At 54.8% G+C, this 14,306-nt stretch carries 18 protein-coding genes and 1 pseudogene (1 of these 19 only partly in view); 14 read left to right on the top strand and 5 right to left on the bottom strand.

Annotated features, from left to right (window positions below):
* The first annotated feature begins 11 nt into the window (after positions 1 to 11).
* From fliM to fliR, 6 genes are read left to right on the top strand one after another with little or no spacing between them, the layout of a single operon-like run.
* Positions 12 to 1,016 carry a flagellar motor switch protein FliM gene (fliM, locus tag RAE19_RS06705; protein WP_313874158.1) on the top strand — a complete coding sequence of 335 codons (1,005 nt, stop codon included), beginning with the start codon at positions 12 to 14 and terminating at the stop codon, positions 1,014 to 1,016.
* A complete protein-coding gene (gene fliN / locus RAE19_RS06700; protein WP_313874157.1) occupies positions 1,006 to 1,446 on the top strand; it encodes a flagellar motor switch protein FliN in 441 nt (146 codons plus the stop codon). The genes fliM and fliN overlap by 11 nt, the downstream gene beginning before the upstream one ends.
* A 14-nt stretch (positions 1,447 to 1,460) precedes the next feature.
* Positions 1,461 to 1,748 carry a FliO/MopB family protein gene (locus RAE19_RS06695; RefSeq protein ID WP_313874156.1) on the top strand — a complete coding sequence of 96 codons (288 nt, stop codon included), beginning with the start codon at positions 1,461 to 1,463 and terminating at the stop codon, positions 1,746 to 1,748.
* On the top strand, positions 1,745 to 2,509 hold the full coding sequence (gene fliP / locus RAE19_RS06690) for a flagellar type III secretion system pore protein FliP (RefSeq protein WP_313874155.1): 765 nt from the start codon (positions 1,745 to 1,747) through the stop codon (positions 2,507 to 2,509). Before RAE19_RS06695 ends, fliP begins: the two co-directional genes overlap by 4 nt.
* 11 nt (positions 2,510 to 2,520) lie before the next feature.
* Positions 2,521 to 2,790, top strand: coding sequence for a flagellar biosynthesis protein FliQ (fliQ, locus tag RAE19_RS06685; RefSeq protein ID WP_313874154.1), 270 nt, complete (start codon positions 2,521 to 2,523; stop codon positions 2,788 to 2,790).
* A gap of 13 nt (positions 2,791 to 2,803) precedes the next feature.
* On the top strand, positions 2,804 to 3,571 hold the full coding sequence (gene fliR, locus RAE19_RS06680; RefSeq protein WP_313874153.1) for a flagellar biosynthetic protein FliR: 768 nt from the start codon (positions 2,804 to 2,806) through the stop codon (positions 3,569 to 3,571).
* 3 nt (positions 3,572 to 3,574) lie between these two features.
* Here the strand turns inward: fliR and RAE19_RS06675 are convergent, their stop codons facing one another.
* From RAE19_RS06675 to RAE19_RS19420, 4 genes and pseudogenes are all read right to left on the bottom strand, one after another.
* Positions 3,575 to 4,135, bottom strand: coding sequence for a response regulator transcription factor (locus tag RAE19_RS06675; RefSeq protein WP_313874152.1), 561 nt, complete (start codon positions 4,133 to 4,135; stop codon positions 3,575 to 3,577).
* A 78-nt stretch (positions 4,136 to 4,213) separates the two neighbouring features.
* The gene (gene istB / locus RAE19_RS06670) at positions 4,214 to 5,041 is read right to left on the bottom strand and encodes an IS21-like element helper ATPase IstB (protein WP_313873548.1); all 828 of its coding nucleotides are present in this window, start codon (positions 5,039 to 5,041) and stop codon (positions 4,214 to 4,216) included.
* Positions 5,038 to 6,111, bottom strand: coding sequence for an IS21 family transposase (gene istA / locus RAE19_RS06665; protein WP_430962508.1), 1,074 nt, complete (start codon positions 6,109 to 6,111; stop codon positions 5,038 to 5,040). Before istA ends, istB begins: the two co-directional genes overlap by 4 nt.
* A gap of 96 nt (positions 6,112 to 6,207) precedes the next feature.
* A pseudogene (locus tag RAE19_RS19420) lies at positions 6,208 to 6,276 on the bottom strand (DNA-binding response regulator); the annotation flags it as partial.
* A 103-nt stretch (positions 6,277 to 6,379) separates the two neighbouring features.
* On the opposite strand from RAE19_RS19420, the gene RAE19_RS06660 reads away from it, so the two are divergent.
* The 3 genes from RAE19_RS06660 (at position 6,380) to tnpC (ending at position 8,736) form a co-directional block, all read left to right on the top strand.
* Positions 6,380 to 6,718, top strand: coding sequence for a hypothetical protein (locus RAE19_RS06660; protein WP_313873005.1), 339 nt, complete (start codon positions 6,380 to 6,382; stop codon positions 6,716 to 6,718).
* A complete protein-coding gene (gene tnpB / locus RAE19_RS06655; RefSeq protein WP_313873004.1) occupies positions 6,718 to 7,065 on the top strand; it encodes an IS66 family insertion sequence element accessory protein TnpB in 348 nt (115 codons plus the stop codon). Before RAE19_RS06660 ends, tnpB begins: the two co-directional genes overlap by 1 nt.
* A 69-nt stretch (positions 7,066 to 7,134) precedes the next feature.
* Positions 7,135 to 8,736, top strand: a complete 1,602-nt coding sequence (gene tnpC / locus RAE19_RS06650) for an IS66 family transposase (RefSeq protein WP_313872998.1) — start codon at positions 7,135 to 7,137, stop codon at positions 8,734 to 8,736.
* Between the two features lie 48 nt (positions 8,737 to 8,784).
* On the opposite strand, the gene RAE19_RS06645 is transcribed toward tnpC, so the two are convergent.
* A complete protein-coding gene (locus RAE19_RS06645) occupies positions 8,785 to 9,882 on the bottom strand; it encodes a hybrid sensor histidine kinase/response regulator (protein ID WP_313874151.1) in 1,098 nt (365 codons plus the stop codon).
* 202 nt (positions 9,883 to 10,084) lie between these two features.
* On the opposite strand from RAE19_RS06645, the gene RAE19_RS06640 reads away from it, so the two are divergent.
* The 5 genes in view from RAE19_RS06640 to RAE19_RS06620 are tightly spaced (at most 56 nt apart) and all read left to right on the top strand, a layout consistent with a single transcriptional unit that may run on beyond the window.
* The gene (locus RAE19_RS06640) at positions 10,085 to 10,528 is read left to right on the top strand and encodes a hypothetical protein (protein ID WP_313874150.1); all 444 of its coding nucleotides are present in this window, start codon (positions 10,085 to 10,087) and stop codon (positions 10,526 to 10,528) included.
* A gap of 36 nt (positions 10,529 to 10,564) precedes the next feature.
* On the top strand, positions 10,565 to 10,927 hold the full coding sequence (locus tag RAE19_RS06635; protein WP_313874149.1) for a response regulator: 363 nt from the start codon (positions 10,565 to 10,567) through the stop codon (positions 10,925 to 10,927).
* Between the two features lie 42 nt (positions 10,928 to 10,969).
* Positions 10,970 to 13,126 (top strand): chemotaxis protein CheA, encoded by a 2,157-nt coding sequence (locus RAE19_RS06630; RefSeq protein WP_313874148.1) that lies wholly within the window; start codon positions 10,970 to 10,972, stop codon positions 13,124 to 13,126.
* A 23-nt stretch (positions 13,127 to 13,149) separates the two neighbouring features.
* Positions 13,150 to 13,638 carry a chemotaxis protein CheW gene (locus RAE19_RS06625; protein ID WP_313874147.1) on the top strand — a complete coding sequence of 163 codons (489 nt, stop codon included), beginning with the start codon at positions 13,150 to 13,152 and terminating at the stop codon, positions 13,636 to 13,638.
* Between the two features lie 56 nt (positions 13,639 to 13,694).
* Positions 13,695 to 14,306, top strand: the 5' portion of a protein-coding gene (locus tag RAE19_RS06620) for a CheR family methyltransferase (RefSeq protein ID WP_313874146.1). Its footprint extends 225 nt past the window's final position; only the first 612 of its 837 coding nucleotides appear in the window; its start codon is at positions 13,695 to 13,697; its stop codon lies beyond the right edge, outside the window.

Below are 14,306 nucleotides of genomic sequence, written 5' to 3'. Positions count from 1 at the left end.
TCCAGCCGGCTATGAGCGAATCCTTTCTTTCCCAAGAAGAGGTCGATGCCTTACTTGAGGGGGTCACTGGTGAGAGCCAGAAAACCGTCGAGGAAGCCGCCGAGCATGGTGAGGTGCGCTCGTACAACATCTCCAGCCAAGAGCGTATTGTTCGCGGGCGTATGCCCACGATGGAGATCGTAAATGAGCGGTTTGCCCGTAATTTGCGGGTGGGGCTTTTTAACTTTATTCGCCGTAGCCCTGAGATCTCGGTGGGGCCGGTGGCTGTGCAGCGCTATAGCGCCTTCCTCCGTGAGTTGGCGGTCCCGACAAACTTCAATATTGTTGCCATTCGGCCCTTACGGGGGAGCGGGCTGATTGTTTGTCAGCCGGCTCTGGTGTTTGGTGTGATCGACACGCTGTACGGCGGGATCGGGAAATTTCAGACGCGGATTGAAGGGCGCGATTTTTCTGCCACCGAGCAGCGCGTCATCAACCGCTTGGTAGACGTCATTACGACCGAATACAAGAAGGCATGGAAAGGCATTTATCCCTTGGAGCTGGATTACCAGCGTTCAGAAATGCAGCCGCAGTTCGCGAATATTGCGACGCCGAGTGAGATCGTGATTGCGACATCGTTCCAACTAGAAATTGGAGATATCACCGGCGCGATTCATTTTTGCTTTCCCTATTCCACCCTGGAGCCAATTCGGGATGTGTTGTATTCGTCGACCCAAGGGGACTCGATCGAAGTCGACCGGCGGTGGGTGAATGTGCTGACGCGCGAGATCCAGGCCGCGGAGGTCACGCTGGTGGCAGAGCTTGCACGCGCGGATGCAACGGTGGAGCAACTTCTGGGAATGAAAAAAGGGGATTTCATCGAGTTGGATCGGGCTTCTCGTATTCAAGCTACTGTCGACGGGGTGCCGATCTTCGAGTGCCAGTACGGTACGCATAATTCAAAATACGCGCTGCGCATAGAAAAGGCGCTTCGCGGCAATGACCAAAATTGGTTGGGAGAACGAAATGCCATCTGAAGACAAACCCGAAGAGAGTCAACCCGCTGCCGACGACGGCATGGCGGATTGGGCGGAAGCGCTACTGGAGCAGAAGTCCACAGATGCCAGCGCTGGAGCACCCTCTGGCGGGCCTCTTTTCGGCGAGACCCCTAAGCCGTTCTCTGCCTCTACGGATGGGCAGGTGAATGACATCAACATGGTGTTGGATATTCCGGTTCAGCTGTCGGTAGAGCTGGGGCGCACCAAGGTACCCATCAAGCATATCCTGCAGCTTGGGCAAGGGTCGGTGGTCGAGCTGGATGCGCTTGCGGGCGAGCCCATGGATGTGTTGGTCAATGGCTACCTGATTGCGCAGGGCGAAGTGGTCGTGGTGAACGATAAGTTCGGTATACGATTGACGGATGTTGTCACTCCATCTGAGCGGCTTAAACGTGTCAGTCGAAATTAAACCGGCGAGTGCCGATGTCATTGCAATTTTTACCCGTCATATTGTTTTTGCTGGGTTTGGCTTGCCTGCCCTTTTTGATCCGCTGGCTAAAATCCCGAATTCCGCAGCCTTTGCATCTTGCGAGTGCCCAGAATAAGGTGATTTCTGCAGTTGCCGTGGGTCCGCATCAGCGTGTCGTCACTGTCGAAGTCGGCCCCTCGCATGATCGTGTTTGGCTGACCCTCGGAGTGACCACAAATGGCATCCAGTGTTTGCACACAAGCGCCGCTCCAGCTGCAGAATCGGCCGGTGAGGTGATATGAGAGTCTCTGGAATTTCCCGTCGTCTTCTGCTTGTTATTGCGGCGCTGGCCGCTTTTTTTTCTCATGGCGCGGCGTTTGCGCAAGCGGCAGGGCAGTTGCCTCTTCTCGTCGGTACAGGTGCAGGTGGGACCAATTTTTCGGTTCCTATTCAAACCTTGCTGTTTTTCACGGCACTTTCTTTCATTCCCGCGATCGTTTTGATGATGACGGGTTTTACCCGCATCGTTATTGTTCTGTCCCTGCTGCGCCAAGCCCTGGGTACCCAGTCTGCGCCACCGAATCAAGTCATTGTGGGTCTCTCTTTGTTCTTGACGTTTTTTGTCATGGGACCGACTTTTGACCGGATCTACGCCGAAGCCTATCAACCGTACTCACAAGGTACGTTGTCGTTTGAGCAAGCTCTGCAAAAGGGGGAGGTGCCGATTCGGAGCTTCATGGTCAAGCAAACGCGGCAGTCTGATTTCTCATTGTTTGCGAAACTTGCCAAGTTACCGGCCGATGTCACCGCAGAAACGGCGCCTATCCGGGTGTTGGTGCCTGCCTTCGTGATCAGTGAGTTGAAGTCCGCCTTTCAGATCGGCTTCATGATTTTTATTCCTTTTTTGGTCATCGATATTGTGGTGGCCAGCATCTTGATGTCACTCGGGATGATGATGTTGTCACCTGTTTTGGTCGCCTTGCCATTCAAATTGATGCTTTTTGTCTTGGCCGATGGCTGGAACTTGCTCATCGGCTCTTTGGCAGCCAGCTTCGTGACCTGAGGATTGTTCTGATGAATGCCCAAACCGTGTTGACCCTGGGTCAAGAGGCGCTGCTCATGTTGTTGATGGTGTCAGCGCCAGTGCTGGGAACGGCGCTCCTGGTGGGTTTGCTGGTCAGTTTGTTTCAAGCCGTGACGCAGATTCATGAAGCGACTCTGGCATTCGTTCCCAAGCTTTTGGCGGTTATCGCTGTATTCGCGGTTGCTGGGCCATGGATGTTGACCATGCTGGTGGAGTACATACGACGGATGTTGGAAGCGATACCAACGTCTGTGGTCTAGCCTTGGGCGAGCGGTGATTTCTTTTGACGAGGCACAGATCGCCCAATGGCTCTCGCCAATCTTCTGGCCCTTTTTGCGGATTTTGGCGGTTTTTACTTCCGCTCCGGTACTTTCGTCTCGCGCCTTTCCTATGCGCGCAAAGGTTGCGCTGTCCTTTTTAGTGGCATTGGCGGCGCAAGCGACCCTGCCTGAGGCTCCCGTTATCTCCGTTTCAGACCCCCGAGCGTTGGCAGTTGTGATGCAGCAGGTGGTGATCGGTTTGTCAATCGGCTTTGCTGTTCGGTTGGTTTTTGCATCTGTCGAGCTGGCTGGCGAGGTAGTCGGATTTCAAATGGGGCTGAACTTCGCGGCTTTTTTTGATCCGTCCATGAATACCCAATCGAGTGCAGTCGCTCGGTTTTTCGGTCAGATGGCGTCGTTGCTTTTTGTCGTCATGAACGGACATTTGATGGTGCTGATGGCCGTTACCCAAAGCTTTGTGGCTTTTCCGGTTTCGCCAAGTTTCTTGCAAGAGTTGGCCTCTATGCAGCTGCAAAAACTAGGCGCCGAAGTGTTTGCGAGTGCGCTCTGGATTGCCTTGCCAATGGTCGGGATCTTGTTGTTCACCAATATGGCGCTAGGGATCATTTCGCGGGTGTCGCCACAAATGAATATTTTTGCAATCGGTTTTCCGATCACGCTAGTCGTCGGCATTTTGGCGATCGCCATTACGTTGCCGATGCTCGATCAGCCCTTTATGGCGCTGATGATTCGGGTTGTTAGTCTGTTCGGAGTAGGTTGACGCTTAAACCAGAGCGTTGCGGATAGCGTAGACAGTGAGTTCCGCGTTGTTTGATAAAGCGAGTTTTTCCAAGAGGCGTGCCCTGTAGACGCTGACGGTCTTGGGACTCAGCATCAGGTCCTCCGCGATATCGGAGAGCTTTTTCCCGGACGCAATTTTTATCAGCGTTTGCATTTCTCGCTCGGATAGCTTCGCATGCAAGGTTTCATGCTCTGGTGTGTTCAAGCTTTCTACTAACAGCTCCGATACGGCAGCCGTTAAATATCGTTTCCCAGTATGGATTTGTTGGATCGCCTTCACCAGATCTGCTGGTTCCCCCGATTTATTGAAGTACCCGGACGCGCCTGCTTTGAGGCACCGAAGCGCGTATTGATCCTCGGGGTACATCGAAACGACTAGTGTCTTGATGTGCGGCTGCGACTCTTTCAGGGTAGGAATAATTTCTAGCCCGCCCCTTCCCGGTAGGTTCAGGTCGAGGACCAGGATTTCGCAGCGAGCCGAGCGGAGCACATTTTTCAGTTCTTCCTGACTGCCTGTGTCAAACGCAGTCTCGATTTGATACAACTGTGGAACGCAAACGCGGCGTGGATTTGATACACCGTTATGTGGGGTGATTGGTTGTTTTGTCTTTGCTTGGCGCCTCTAGGCTGCTTGCTCCTCCTGTGTATCAAGGTGACTGCGTTTTCGTTTGAGTAGGGCATTGCTGCTGGCGGCAATCACACCGGCACGCCGCTTATCTTTCAGGCGATAGGAGTCTCCTGAGATCGGGACCACATGGGCGTGGTGGAGCAGTCGGTCAAGTAGCGCCGCTGTCAGCGTTGCATCGTCTGCAAATGTCTGGTCCCATTGCCCAAACGGCAGATTGGAGGTCAGGATGAGACTTCCCACTTCATAGCGTTTGGCAATGACTTGGAACAGAAGATTCGCCTGTTCCCGATTCATGGGTAGGTACCCGACTTCGTCAATGATCAACAGCCGGTAGGGACGCACGATGCGTTTGATAGCCTCTTCCAGGGTGTTCTGCCGTAGTGCCGTGCTCAGTGTCATCAGCAGATCTGCCGCCGTGATGAAACGCGTCTTGATTCCAGCCTGGGTTGCCCTGTAGCCCAAGGCGATGGCCAAGTGGGTTTTGCCCACCCCACTGGCGCCCAGCAAGACCACGTTCTCGCTGCGCTCCACGAAGGCCAGACTGCCAAGCTCCTGCACCAGAGTTTTGGGCACACCGCTGGCAAACTGGAAGTCAAACTCATCGAGCGTCTTGATGGCGGGGAAGCCCGCTATGCGCGTGAGCATGGCGCGCGTTCTCTCCACCCTGGCCAGAGCCTCGCCACGCAAGGCTTGCTCCAGGAACTCCAGGTACCCCAGCTCTTTCTTGGCCGCCATTTGCCCCAAGTGGGCAAGCTGATCGGGTAAGTTGAGCAGGCGCAGCTGATCACACAGTTCACGCAGTCTTTCCATTTGCAGGCTCATGGTCGTCCTCCTGCTGAGGCTTGGTTGTGCACCAGCGTGTCATACATCGCCAGAGGATGCTGCAGGCCTCGCCATGCCGCGGCTGGAATTGGCCGGACTGCTGCGCCGCTACCGGTGACTTTTTGTAATTGACGCACTGTTCGCCCACTGTAGGCGCTGGGGATGGCCAGCAGATGTGCGCGCTCAGTTTGCAAAGCCAGTGCCGGCACACACCCAGTGGTTCCGTGGATCCGCACATTGGCAACGTCACGCAGCCAGGTGCGCATTTCCCGATTGGCTGTGTCCGCGTCCACCACCAAGCCTTGCTGCTTCATACTCGCCACCAATGGCACCCAGAAGCTGCGCCGGATGTAGCCATTCATGCGTTCGACTTTGCCCTTGGTCTTGGCCCGATAGGGCTTGCACACCCGCGGCACAAAGCCATGGTGGTGCGCAAAGTCAGCAAAGGCACCCTGGAACTGGTGCAGGTTCTTGCCGTAGGCGTCACGCTTGAGGATGACGGTCTTCATGTTGTCGTACAGCACTTCACGGGTGACTCCACCAAAGCTCTCGAACGCCCTGACATGGCACGCCAGTAGTGTCTCCAGCTTCATGTCTGTGACGAACTCCGCGAAGGTCGCCCGGCTGTGGCCCAGCGTTGCCACAAACGCCGCCAACATGCCGTCTTTATGCCCAGCCTTGCGGAACTCGATCCAGTCCATCTGCATTTGCTCACCGGGCTGGGTCTCGAACCGCACAACCGGATCCGGGCGCGCCTGTGGACGCAACTCCTTGAGGTACTCCTGCAGGATGCGCACGGAGCCCGTATACCCCTGTGCGGCAATCTCACGCTGCAGCACCGTTGCTGGAATCCAATCAGGCTTGGCCGCCTGAATACGTCCAGCCAGGTAGTCCTTGAATGGATCGAGCTTGCTCTTACATGCCGGCAGTTTCTTCATGGCCGGCGGACCACCCTCCAAATACTTACGCACCGTGTTGACTGCCATACCAGTTTGCACCGATATCTCGCGCAAGCTCAGCCTGTGTTTCCTTAATACCTTGAGTTCCATGTACTCCTCGTTCGTAATCATTGCCAGTCCCATCCATGGTTCGGATGGCTTGGCACGTTAGTCGAGGTGTATCAATTCCTCACCGCGTTCTCGTGTCATTTTCATACTGCGCGTGACACCTGCCTCGCCGGTGACGATGATTTGCCCAGAATCGCTGAGCGTGTCTTTGATGCCCCGGCGGATCATTGCATGGTCATCGCAAAGTAACCGGTCACTGTCCGGCGTTCTTGCGAACTGATTGCAGGTACCAAAGAATGCGCCCTGATCAACAAACAGGACGGGGTCGGATATGGAAGAGACGCAGAGCGTGCTCAGGCGTGCAGTGTTGAGTGAACAGACTTGGGCTGAGGTACTGGATCGTTTTGACCGCGCTGGATTGACGATAGATGAATTTTGCAGCCGCGAAGGCATCAGTCGCAGCAGCCTTGCTCGCCGACGCACGCTTAGGAATAAACAGAGGGGAATCGCGTCCCCGCTGCGAACGAACAAGGTAGCCCCCACCACCGTGCCGAAGGCGGCGTTCGTTGATCTGGGCGACCTTGCTGGAGTGCACGGCAGCGGCAATGGAGCCATGGAGTTACGCATCGAACTCGGCTCGGGCATGAGTTTGCATCTGGTACGCCGGTAATGTTCTTTCCCGAGGGCCGCATTCGCGTGTTCCTGTATGGCCAAGCTGCCGATATGCGCCAGTCCTACGACGGCTTGTACGCTCTGGCACGCCAGGGGTTTGAAGTGGATGTGCTGGCCGGACACATGTTTGTTTTCATCAACCGGCGGCAAACACAGATGAAGGTGCTGTACTTTGACCGCAGCGGCTGGTGCCTGTGGTGCAAGCGTTTGGAGAGCGGCAAGTTCTCCCGTAAAGGCGTTCAAGGCGGCAGTGGCGAGATCGACTGCACGGCGCTCAAACTGATGCTCGAAGGCATCGAAGTGCGCCGACGCCACAAACGCTACCAACACCCTGCGCGGAGGTGACGATGTGCCCATTTTCAATCCGGAGAAGCACTCTTTTGCTTTGTCCCTAAAGGCCGCAAGATAAGGCCCATGTCGATGCCCAATACCAGCACTCCCACATTTACCGTCGAAACGGTCATGGGGCTGTCGCCGCAGAGCATCGCGCAGACACTGCAAGCACAGGCCGCCAGCATCAGCGCGCTGGAGCAGCAGCTCGAATGGTTCAAACGCCAACTCTTTGGCAAGAAGAGCGAGCGCTTTGCACCCTTGCCCGATGCGCAGCAAATGCACCTGGGGCAACTCCTGGGCGACCTCCCTGCCACTGATGCGCCCGAAGCCGACTCCGACTCCAACACCATCCCTGCACACCAGCGACGCAAACCCCGCAGCAACTTTGCCGACGAGGGCACGCCCGCATCGTTCTTTGACGAAACCAAGGTGCCCGTGCACACCATCGAGCTGGCCAACCCCGAGACCAAAGACCTCTCGCCCGATCAGTACGAGGTTGTCAGCCAGAAGGTCAGCCACCGCTTGGCACAGCGCCCCGGTGCCTATGTGGTGCTGAAGTATGTGCGCTCTGTCATCAAGCGCCACGACACGCAAACCCTGCACTGTGCGGGCGCGCCAACAGGCATCATTGAGGGCAGCCGCGCTGACGTGAGCTTGCTCGCAGGCGTTGTTGTTGACAAGTTTGCCTGGCACATTCCGCTGTACCGGCAGCACCAGCGCCTGAGCCAAGCGGGCTTCAAACTCAGCCGGGCGTGGCTGACGCAACTGGCGCAAAAGACCATTTCCCTGCTGGAGCCGATTTACGACACGCAGCTCGAGTCGATCCGCAACAGCCGGGTCAAGGCAATGGACGAGACCCCCATCAAGGCCGGGCGCAGTGGGCCCGGCAAGATGAAGGCGGCCTACTTCTGGCCTGTGTACGGCGAACTCGATGAGGTGTGCTTTGCCTATTTCGAGTCGCGCCGCCACGAGCACGTACAGCAGGCATTGGGGCTGCCAGGGGCCACAGATGCCGTGTTGCTCACTGACGGCTATGAGGCCTATGCACGTTACGCTGCCAAGACCGGCATTACGCATGCCCAATGCTGGGCGCACTGCAGGCGTGGCTTCTTTGAAGCTCTAGGGGCCGAGCCACAGGCCGCTGGCCAGGCGCTGCAGCAAATTGGCGAGATTTACGCCCAGGAAGAAGCCATTCGTGAACGTGACCTCTACGGGGATGCCAAACGAGAGCACCGTCTAAGCCACAGCAAACCGCTGGTGCAGAACTTCTTTGAATGGGTGGATTTGCAGTTCGAGCGGCAAGGCTTCCTGCCCAGCAATCCGTTGACCAAGGCATTGGCCTATGCACGCGAGCGCCGCGCGCAACTGCAGGTGTTTCTGGGCGATGCGGATGTGGCCATGGATACGAACCATCTGGAACGCGCCTTGCGCGCGATACCAATGGGCAGGCGCAATTGGTTATTCTGCTGGACGGAGGTGGGCGCCAAGCGCGCGGGCATCATGCAGAGCCTGATCGTGACATGCCGTTTACATGACATTGACCCCTACACCTACCTGGTTGATGTCTTGCAACGCGTAGGCCACCACCCCGCCTCCAGAGTTTCAGAACTGACGCCTCGTCAATGGAAGCAGCACTTCGCCGAGAATCCATTGCGTTCACCATTACACGGTTTGGTAACGTAGGCAATAACGCCGGACAGTGACCGGTTACATCGCAAAGTACAACGTGAATCATTCCCTCGAATCTCCCTGTCGGTTGTCGGCTGCCCAAGAGAGCGGTGCGGTGAGGGTAATCGATGTCCCGCGCTTAGGAGTGCTGCTGATATCAAGCCATCCACCGATTGATTCTGCTCGCTCGCTGAGGCCTTTAAGCCCGAATCCTCGGCTGGACTGGAGTCTGCTCAATTCAAATCCGGGCCCGCTGTCGCGGATCTCGATCGTCAAAGTACCACCTGCATCAGACACCTCGACGCTGACGTCCGATTCGGGGGCGTACTTACCCGCATTGGTCAGCGCTTCCTGCACGATGCGGTACGCAGCAAGCCTGAATGCGTCTGGCAGTGCCTCCGAGGTGAGGTCGTTGATGAGGTTCACTGTCTTTCCGGTGCGCCTGCTGTGTCCTGCGACTAGCCATTCGACGCACGCGCTAAGCCCTTGATCGAGGATGGCAGGGCGCGTGTTTTGCATGATTCTCTGAGTAGCTGCGAGGGCAAGACTCAGCATTTCCTCTGCGGCTACCAGGCGTGTGAGCGTGGGCTGGTGATTTGAGTGCCTCTTGATCCAGGCTAGGTCAAGTTTGAGCGCAGTGAGTGAGCCACCAATATCGTCGTGAATCTCTCTCGAGATGGCTGCTCGCTCAGCCTCTAGGGAAGTCTGCAAGTGCCTGGCGAGTTCTCTAATTCGCTGTTCTGACAGCGAAAGGGCCTGCTGGGCTTTGATTCGCTCTTCTTCTATCTTATGGAGGTGCATCGCCCGCTGAATCACTCGGCCGATTTCAGCGATTCGGTCTTTGTGCAAATAGTCCGAAATTCCGGTTTGAATGGCACTGACAGCTGCTTGTTCACCAATTGCCCCTGAGACGATGACGCACGGCGGATGACTGGGCAGAGATTGGACCTGTGACCACGCCTCCAAGGCTGTAAAGCCCGGGAGCCGGAAGTCCATCAGAATGATGTCGAAGCTTTGCGTGTGCAAAGCATCCATAAAGGCGGCCTGCTCATCGAGTCTGAGAAACTGAGCCTGAAGGCCTGATTCGTGAACCGCGCGAACTAGCAAGCGGTGGTCGATTTCTGAATCCTCTAAGTGGAGTACTTTTACAGGGTTACCCATTGGTTCAGACTCATGGTTCGGGGCTATCATGCAATCGATTATGAGCCGCTCGATGAGCAAACAAAGGCTTTTATTCTGCCGAAGTAATTGATTTTTTCCTAAAATTTGTTAATCTTGCAACTTGTGCGATGAGGTGTAAGCGCTTAGCTTTCAAATCGGGCGTAGGATAGCGAACAAGACAGGCCTCAGAGGAAGAATGACAATGGAACCATCGTTGACGCCACCTGCTGCTCCGGCTGTACAGCTGCCTGTAATGTTGGTGGCGGAAGTGCAAGACTCCCTATTGGTAGTGGTGCATGACCTTACCCGTTTGGATGGCTTGCTCGCGCACACCATGGAAAATCTCATGGAGCGCTTTACATCTGCGAGCGCCCATTTGGCATCGCCTACCTTGGGGCAATCAGAGGAGCTGGATCAGGTTCGTAAGGCGCTGCATGCAGCGGTTACTGAATTGCAGTTCCAGGACATGGCGTCGCAGCTGATTGTTCACACATCCAAGATACTGCAAGGCTGCGCCTACCGTTTGGCTTCAGAATCGATGGGGAGTGAAGATGGTGAAGCGGTGCCCTTTGTTGATGAAGTGCCAGAGCGTCCCAATCCGGTGACTCAAGATGAGATGGACGCTGGATCCATTGAGCTTTTTTAAGATAAATAAATTACTGCGTTTTTTTCGGAGCTTCTCATGCCTTTAATTCTTGCTGTTGACGATTCTCCTTCCATGCGAAAGATGGTGTCTTTCACTTTAACAGGTGCGGGCTACCAAGTGGTGGAAGCAGTGGATGGTCAAGACGCCTACGAAAAAGCACAAACTCAGACTTTTGACTTGGTTCTGACGGACCAGAATATGCCGCGATTGGACGGATTGGGCTTGACACGCAAGCTCCGCGAGCATCCGAACTTTCAGTCGACGCCCATATTGATGCTGACCACAGAGTCCAGTGATTTGATGAAGCAGGCAGGGCGTGCCGCAGGCGCCACTGGCTGGCTGGTGAAGCCGTTCGATCCTGCGAAGTTGCTGGATGTCATTAAAAAAGTTATTCGATAAGTTGGCGGGGACGTCGTTGGTTCTCAATAACAGGAGTTAGTTATGGCTGAGACGCATCAAGACAGCGGTTCTGGCGGAGACTTCGATCTCAGTCAGTTCTATCAAATTTTCTTTGAGGAAGCTGGTGAGAATCTTGATCAGATGGAGCAAATGCTGCTCAATTTGAATCTGGAAACCGCGGATGATGAAGAGCTCAACGGTATCTTTCGATGCGCTCACTCTGTGAAGGGCGGAGCAGCTACTTTTGGGTTTGCTGATGTCGCTGAGTTGACCCATCAAATGGAGTCCTTGCTGGACCGTCTGCGTCGGCATGAGCTGCAGCCGACCGCAATAATGGTCGACGTGCTTTTGGAGTCTGCCGATGCGTCTCGCAGTTTGTTGGCACGTCATCAAGCGGGAGATGAGGGTGAGGCACTACCTACGGCGGATCTTGTTAGGCGCATCAGCATCTTGGCTGCTGGCGGCGATTTAGCCTCACAGAAGCCCGCAGCTTCAGCAGCAGCGCCAGCCAAGGCTACTCCAGCACCGGCTCAAGTTGCGACCCCCAAACCAGTTACCAAGATAAGCGGCGACCGAGAGTTAGTGATTACTATCGGCCCCTTGGATAGGCCCGATCAGGCCGACGCGATCCAAGAGTTGTTTCGAGATATCCCGGGTCTAGGTTCAATTCAGCCTGCTGAGTCTCCTAACGGCTCTCATCGAGTGTTCAAGGCTACGACGGCCTCCAGTGATGAAGATCTGTTGGACTTGTTTGCATTCCATGTGGCACGAGATAAAGTCCAGATCGAACATAAAGCTGACGAACCCGCAGTCGACGAAGGTTTCGGTTTTTTTGACGGTGCAGCCGGTTCCCCCGGGGCGGTAGCAGAGGAACCGAAAGCGCCGGCCGCGGAAAAAGGCTTCGGCTTCTTTGATGGTTCTCCTGGTGCTCCTAATCAAGCGGTTGAGCAGCCTTCTGTTGCGACTGTCTCTCAAGAAGTTGTTCCTGCATCCAAAGTTCCTCCAAAGGCGGGTCCGGCCGCTGCCGCACAGCCAGAGGCGGCCACGATCCGCGTTGCAATCAGTAAAGTGGATCAGTTGATCAACTTGGTAGGCGAGTTGGTGATTACGCAAGCGATGTTGGCCCAAAACAGCCGGGCGCTAGATCCCGCTGTTTATCAGCAATTACTGACCGGTCTTGCGGACTTGGATCGCAACACACGAGATCTGCAAGAGTCAGTGATGTCGATTCGAATGATCCCGATGTCCATCGTTTTCAGTCGTTTCCCGCGAATGCTCCGTGATCTTGCAAGTAAGCTGGGAAAAAAAGTAGAGTTTGTAACGCAGGGCGAAGCCACCGAGCTGGACAAGGGCCTGGTTGAAAAAATTACAGATCCTCTGACCCACTTGGTGCGCAACAGCTGTGATCATGGAATTGAAATGCCCGCGGAACGTATCGCCGCAGGCAAATCAGAATCTGGAACGATCACGCTATCCGCATCGCACCAAGGCGGATCAATTGTGATCGAGGTGCGTGATGATGGTCGAGGCTTGTCGCGCAGCAAAATACTTAACAAGGCGCGGGAGCGCGGCTTGGATGTGTCTGACCAGATGTCAGACGCCGAAGTGTGGCAATTGATCTTTGCTCCCGGGTTTTCTACAGCAGCGGTTGTGACAGACGTTTCTGGCCGTGGCGTAGGTATGGATGTTGTCAAGAAAAACATCGCAGCATTGAACGGCACCGTTGACATTGATTCTGCAGAAGGGTACGGAATGAAAGTTTCCGTGCGCTTGCCTCTGACGCTCGCAATCATGGACGGGATGTCTGTAGGGGTTGGGGAAGAGGTTTACATCCTTCCTTTGTCGTCGGTTATTGAGTCGTTCCAGGTTAAGGCGGAAGCGGTCAGTACGGTCGGGCAAGGTTCTCAGCTTGTGAAGGTTCGTGATGAGTACATGCCTGTCATCGAGTTGGAGAAAGTCTTCCAGATCCCGCGCTTTGATTTTGAAAAATCGAGTGACATCATGGTGGTGGTTGAGGCTGACGGTAGCCGCGTGGCGTTGCTCGTTGATGAGCTTTTGGGGCAGCAGCAAGTGGTAGTTAAGAACTTGGAGTCCAACTACCGAAAAGTTCCGAACGTATCGGGGGCCACGATCCTCGGTGATGGCAAAGTTGCGTTGATTTTGGATACCGGTGCCTTGGTGCGACGGTCCCGTCATTAGACACTCGCATTTAGGAGACTGATATGGGAATGATGGAAAAGCTCAGCGATCTCACAACTGGTGGCGCCCGAGAGTACCTAACCTTTCGGCTCGATCAAGAGGAATATGGAATAGATATCCTCAAGGTGCAAGAGATTCGGGGGTATGAGCCACCAACCAGAGTGGCGAATGCGCCGTCCTTTATCAAAGGCGTTGTTAATTTGCGTGGCACTATTGTCCCGATTGTGGACATGCGCTTGAAATTTAACTGTTCAAAGTCCGAGTACAACTCCTTCACTGTGGTGATCGTCCTTAATTTAAGGAACAGAATTGTTGGCATCGTGGTGGACTCCGTGAGCGACGTCATGGAGTTGCCTCCGGAGAGCTTGAAAGCGGCACCTGACATTGAGAGCGTGATTGATAGTGCTGCAGTTCTGGGGCTGGGTTCAATCGGAGAGCGGATGCTGATCTTGTTGGATATCGAGAAATTGATGTCAGCGCCTGAGATGGGGTTGGTATCGATGGATGACTAAGTGCGCTCGATAGCGCACTAGGTTCTGCGAACACAGTCAATCCTTGGAAGGTAGAGATGTCCCCGAATGCTCAAGATGAAATGCAAGGTCGAGAGTTCTTGTGGACAAGTGCTGATTTTGATCATGTCCAGAAGCTGATTTATCAGCGTGCGGGTATAAGTTTGCACGATGGAAAGCACGCCATGGTCTACAGCAGACTTTCGCGGCGCTTGCGAGAGACTGGGCACAACAGTTTTCGAGAGTATTTACGTTGGCTTGAAGCGACCGACGGCCCAGAGTGGCAGGAATTCGTTAATGCTTTGACGACCAATTTGACATCTTTTTTCCGTGAAGGCCATCATTTTCAGGTCTTGGCGGAGTACCTCCGGTCGATCCAGTCGGCGGGGGCCTGCAGAATGTGGTGTAGTGCAGCCTCAACAGGGGAGGAGCCTTATTCCATCGTGATGACTGCGACAGAGGCGTTGGGCTCCAATGGAAATTTTTCGTTGATCGCGAGTGATATTGACTCCAAAGTACTGCATACCGCTTCGCAAGGAATATACAAGTCTGATTCGTTGAAGGGACTCGACCAGGCAAGGCTACAGAGATTTTTCATGCGAGGAAAAGCCGGGAATGCGGGCATGGCGAAAGTGAAGCAAGAGTTGCGGTCAAAGATCGATTTTCTTATT

It is taken from the genome of Rhodoferax potami (assembly GCF_032193805.1).
Lineage (GTDB): Bacteria > Pseudomonadota > Gammaproteobacteria > Burkholderiales > Burkholderiaceae_C > Allorhodoferax > Allorhodoferax potami_A.
This window is presented reverse-complemented; position numbering and strand designations above follow the sequence as displayed.

Excerpts from the sequence above, each read along its gene's own strand:
- fliM (WP_313874158.1), top strand. The coding sequence starts at position 12 with ATGAGCGAATCCTTTCTTTCCCAAGAAGAGGTCGATGCCTTACTTGAG.
- fliN (WP_313874157.1), top strand. The coding sequence starts at position 1,006 with ATGCCATCTGAAGACAAACCCGAAGAGAGTCAACCCGCTGCCGACGAC.
- RAE19_RS06695 (WP_313874156.1), top strand. The coding sequence starts at position 1,461 with ATGTCATTGCAATTTTTACCCGTCATATTGTTTTTGCTGGGTTTGGCT.
- fliP (WP_313874155.1), top strand. The coding sequence starts at position 1,745 with ATGAGAGTCTCTGGAATTTCCCGTCGTCTTCTGCTTGTTATTGCGGCG.
- fliQ (WP_313874154.1), top strand. The coding sequence starts at position 2,521 with ATGAATGCCCAAACCGTGTTGACCCTGGGTCAAGAGGCGCTGCTCATG.
- istB (WP_313873548.1), bottom strand. The coding sequence starts at position 5,041 with ATGAGCCTGCAAATGGAAAGACTGCGTGAACTGTGTGATCAGCTGCGC.
- istA (WP_430962508.1), bottom strand. The coding sequence starts at position 6,111 with ATGATTACGAACGAGGAGTACATGGAACTCAAGGTATTAAGGAAACAC.
- RAE19_RS06660 (WP_313873005.1), top strand. The coding sequence starts at position 6,380 with ATGGAAGAGACGCAGAGCGTGCTCAGGCGTGCAGTGTTGAGTGAACAG.
- tnpB (WP_313873004.1), top strand. The coding sequence starts at position 6,718 with ATGTTCTTTCCCGAGGGCCGCATTCGCGTGTTCCTGTATGGCCAAGCT.
- tnpC (WP_313872998.1), top strand. The coding sequence starts at position 7,135 with ATGTCGATGCCCAATACCAGCACTCCCACATTTACCGTCGAAACGGTC.
- RAE19_RS06645 (WP_313874151.1), bottom strand. The coding sequence starts at position 9,882 with ATGGGTAACCCTGTAAAAGTACTCCACTTAGAGGATTCAGAAATCGAC.
- RAE19_RS06640 (WP_313874150.1), top strand. The coding sequence starts at position 10,085 with ATGGAACCATCGTTGACGCCACCTGCTGCTCCGGCTGTACAGCTGCCT.
- RAE19_RS06635 (WP_313874149.1), top strand. The coding sequence starts at position 10,565 with ATGCCTTTAATTCTTGCTGTTGACGATTCTCCTTCCATGCGAAAGATG.
- RAE19_RS06630 (WP_313874148.1), top strand. The coding sequence starts at position 10,970 with ATGGCTGAGACGCATCAAGACAGCGGTTCTGGCGGAGACTTCGATCTC.
- RAE19_RS06625 (WP_313874147.1), top strand. The coding sequence starts at position 13,150 with ATGGGAATGATGGAAAAGCTCAGCGATCTCACAACTGGTGGCGCCCGA.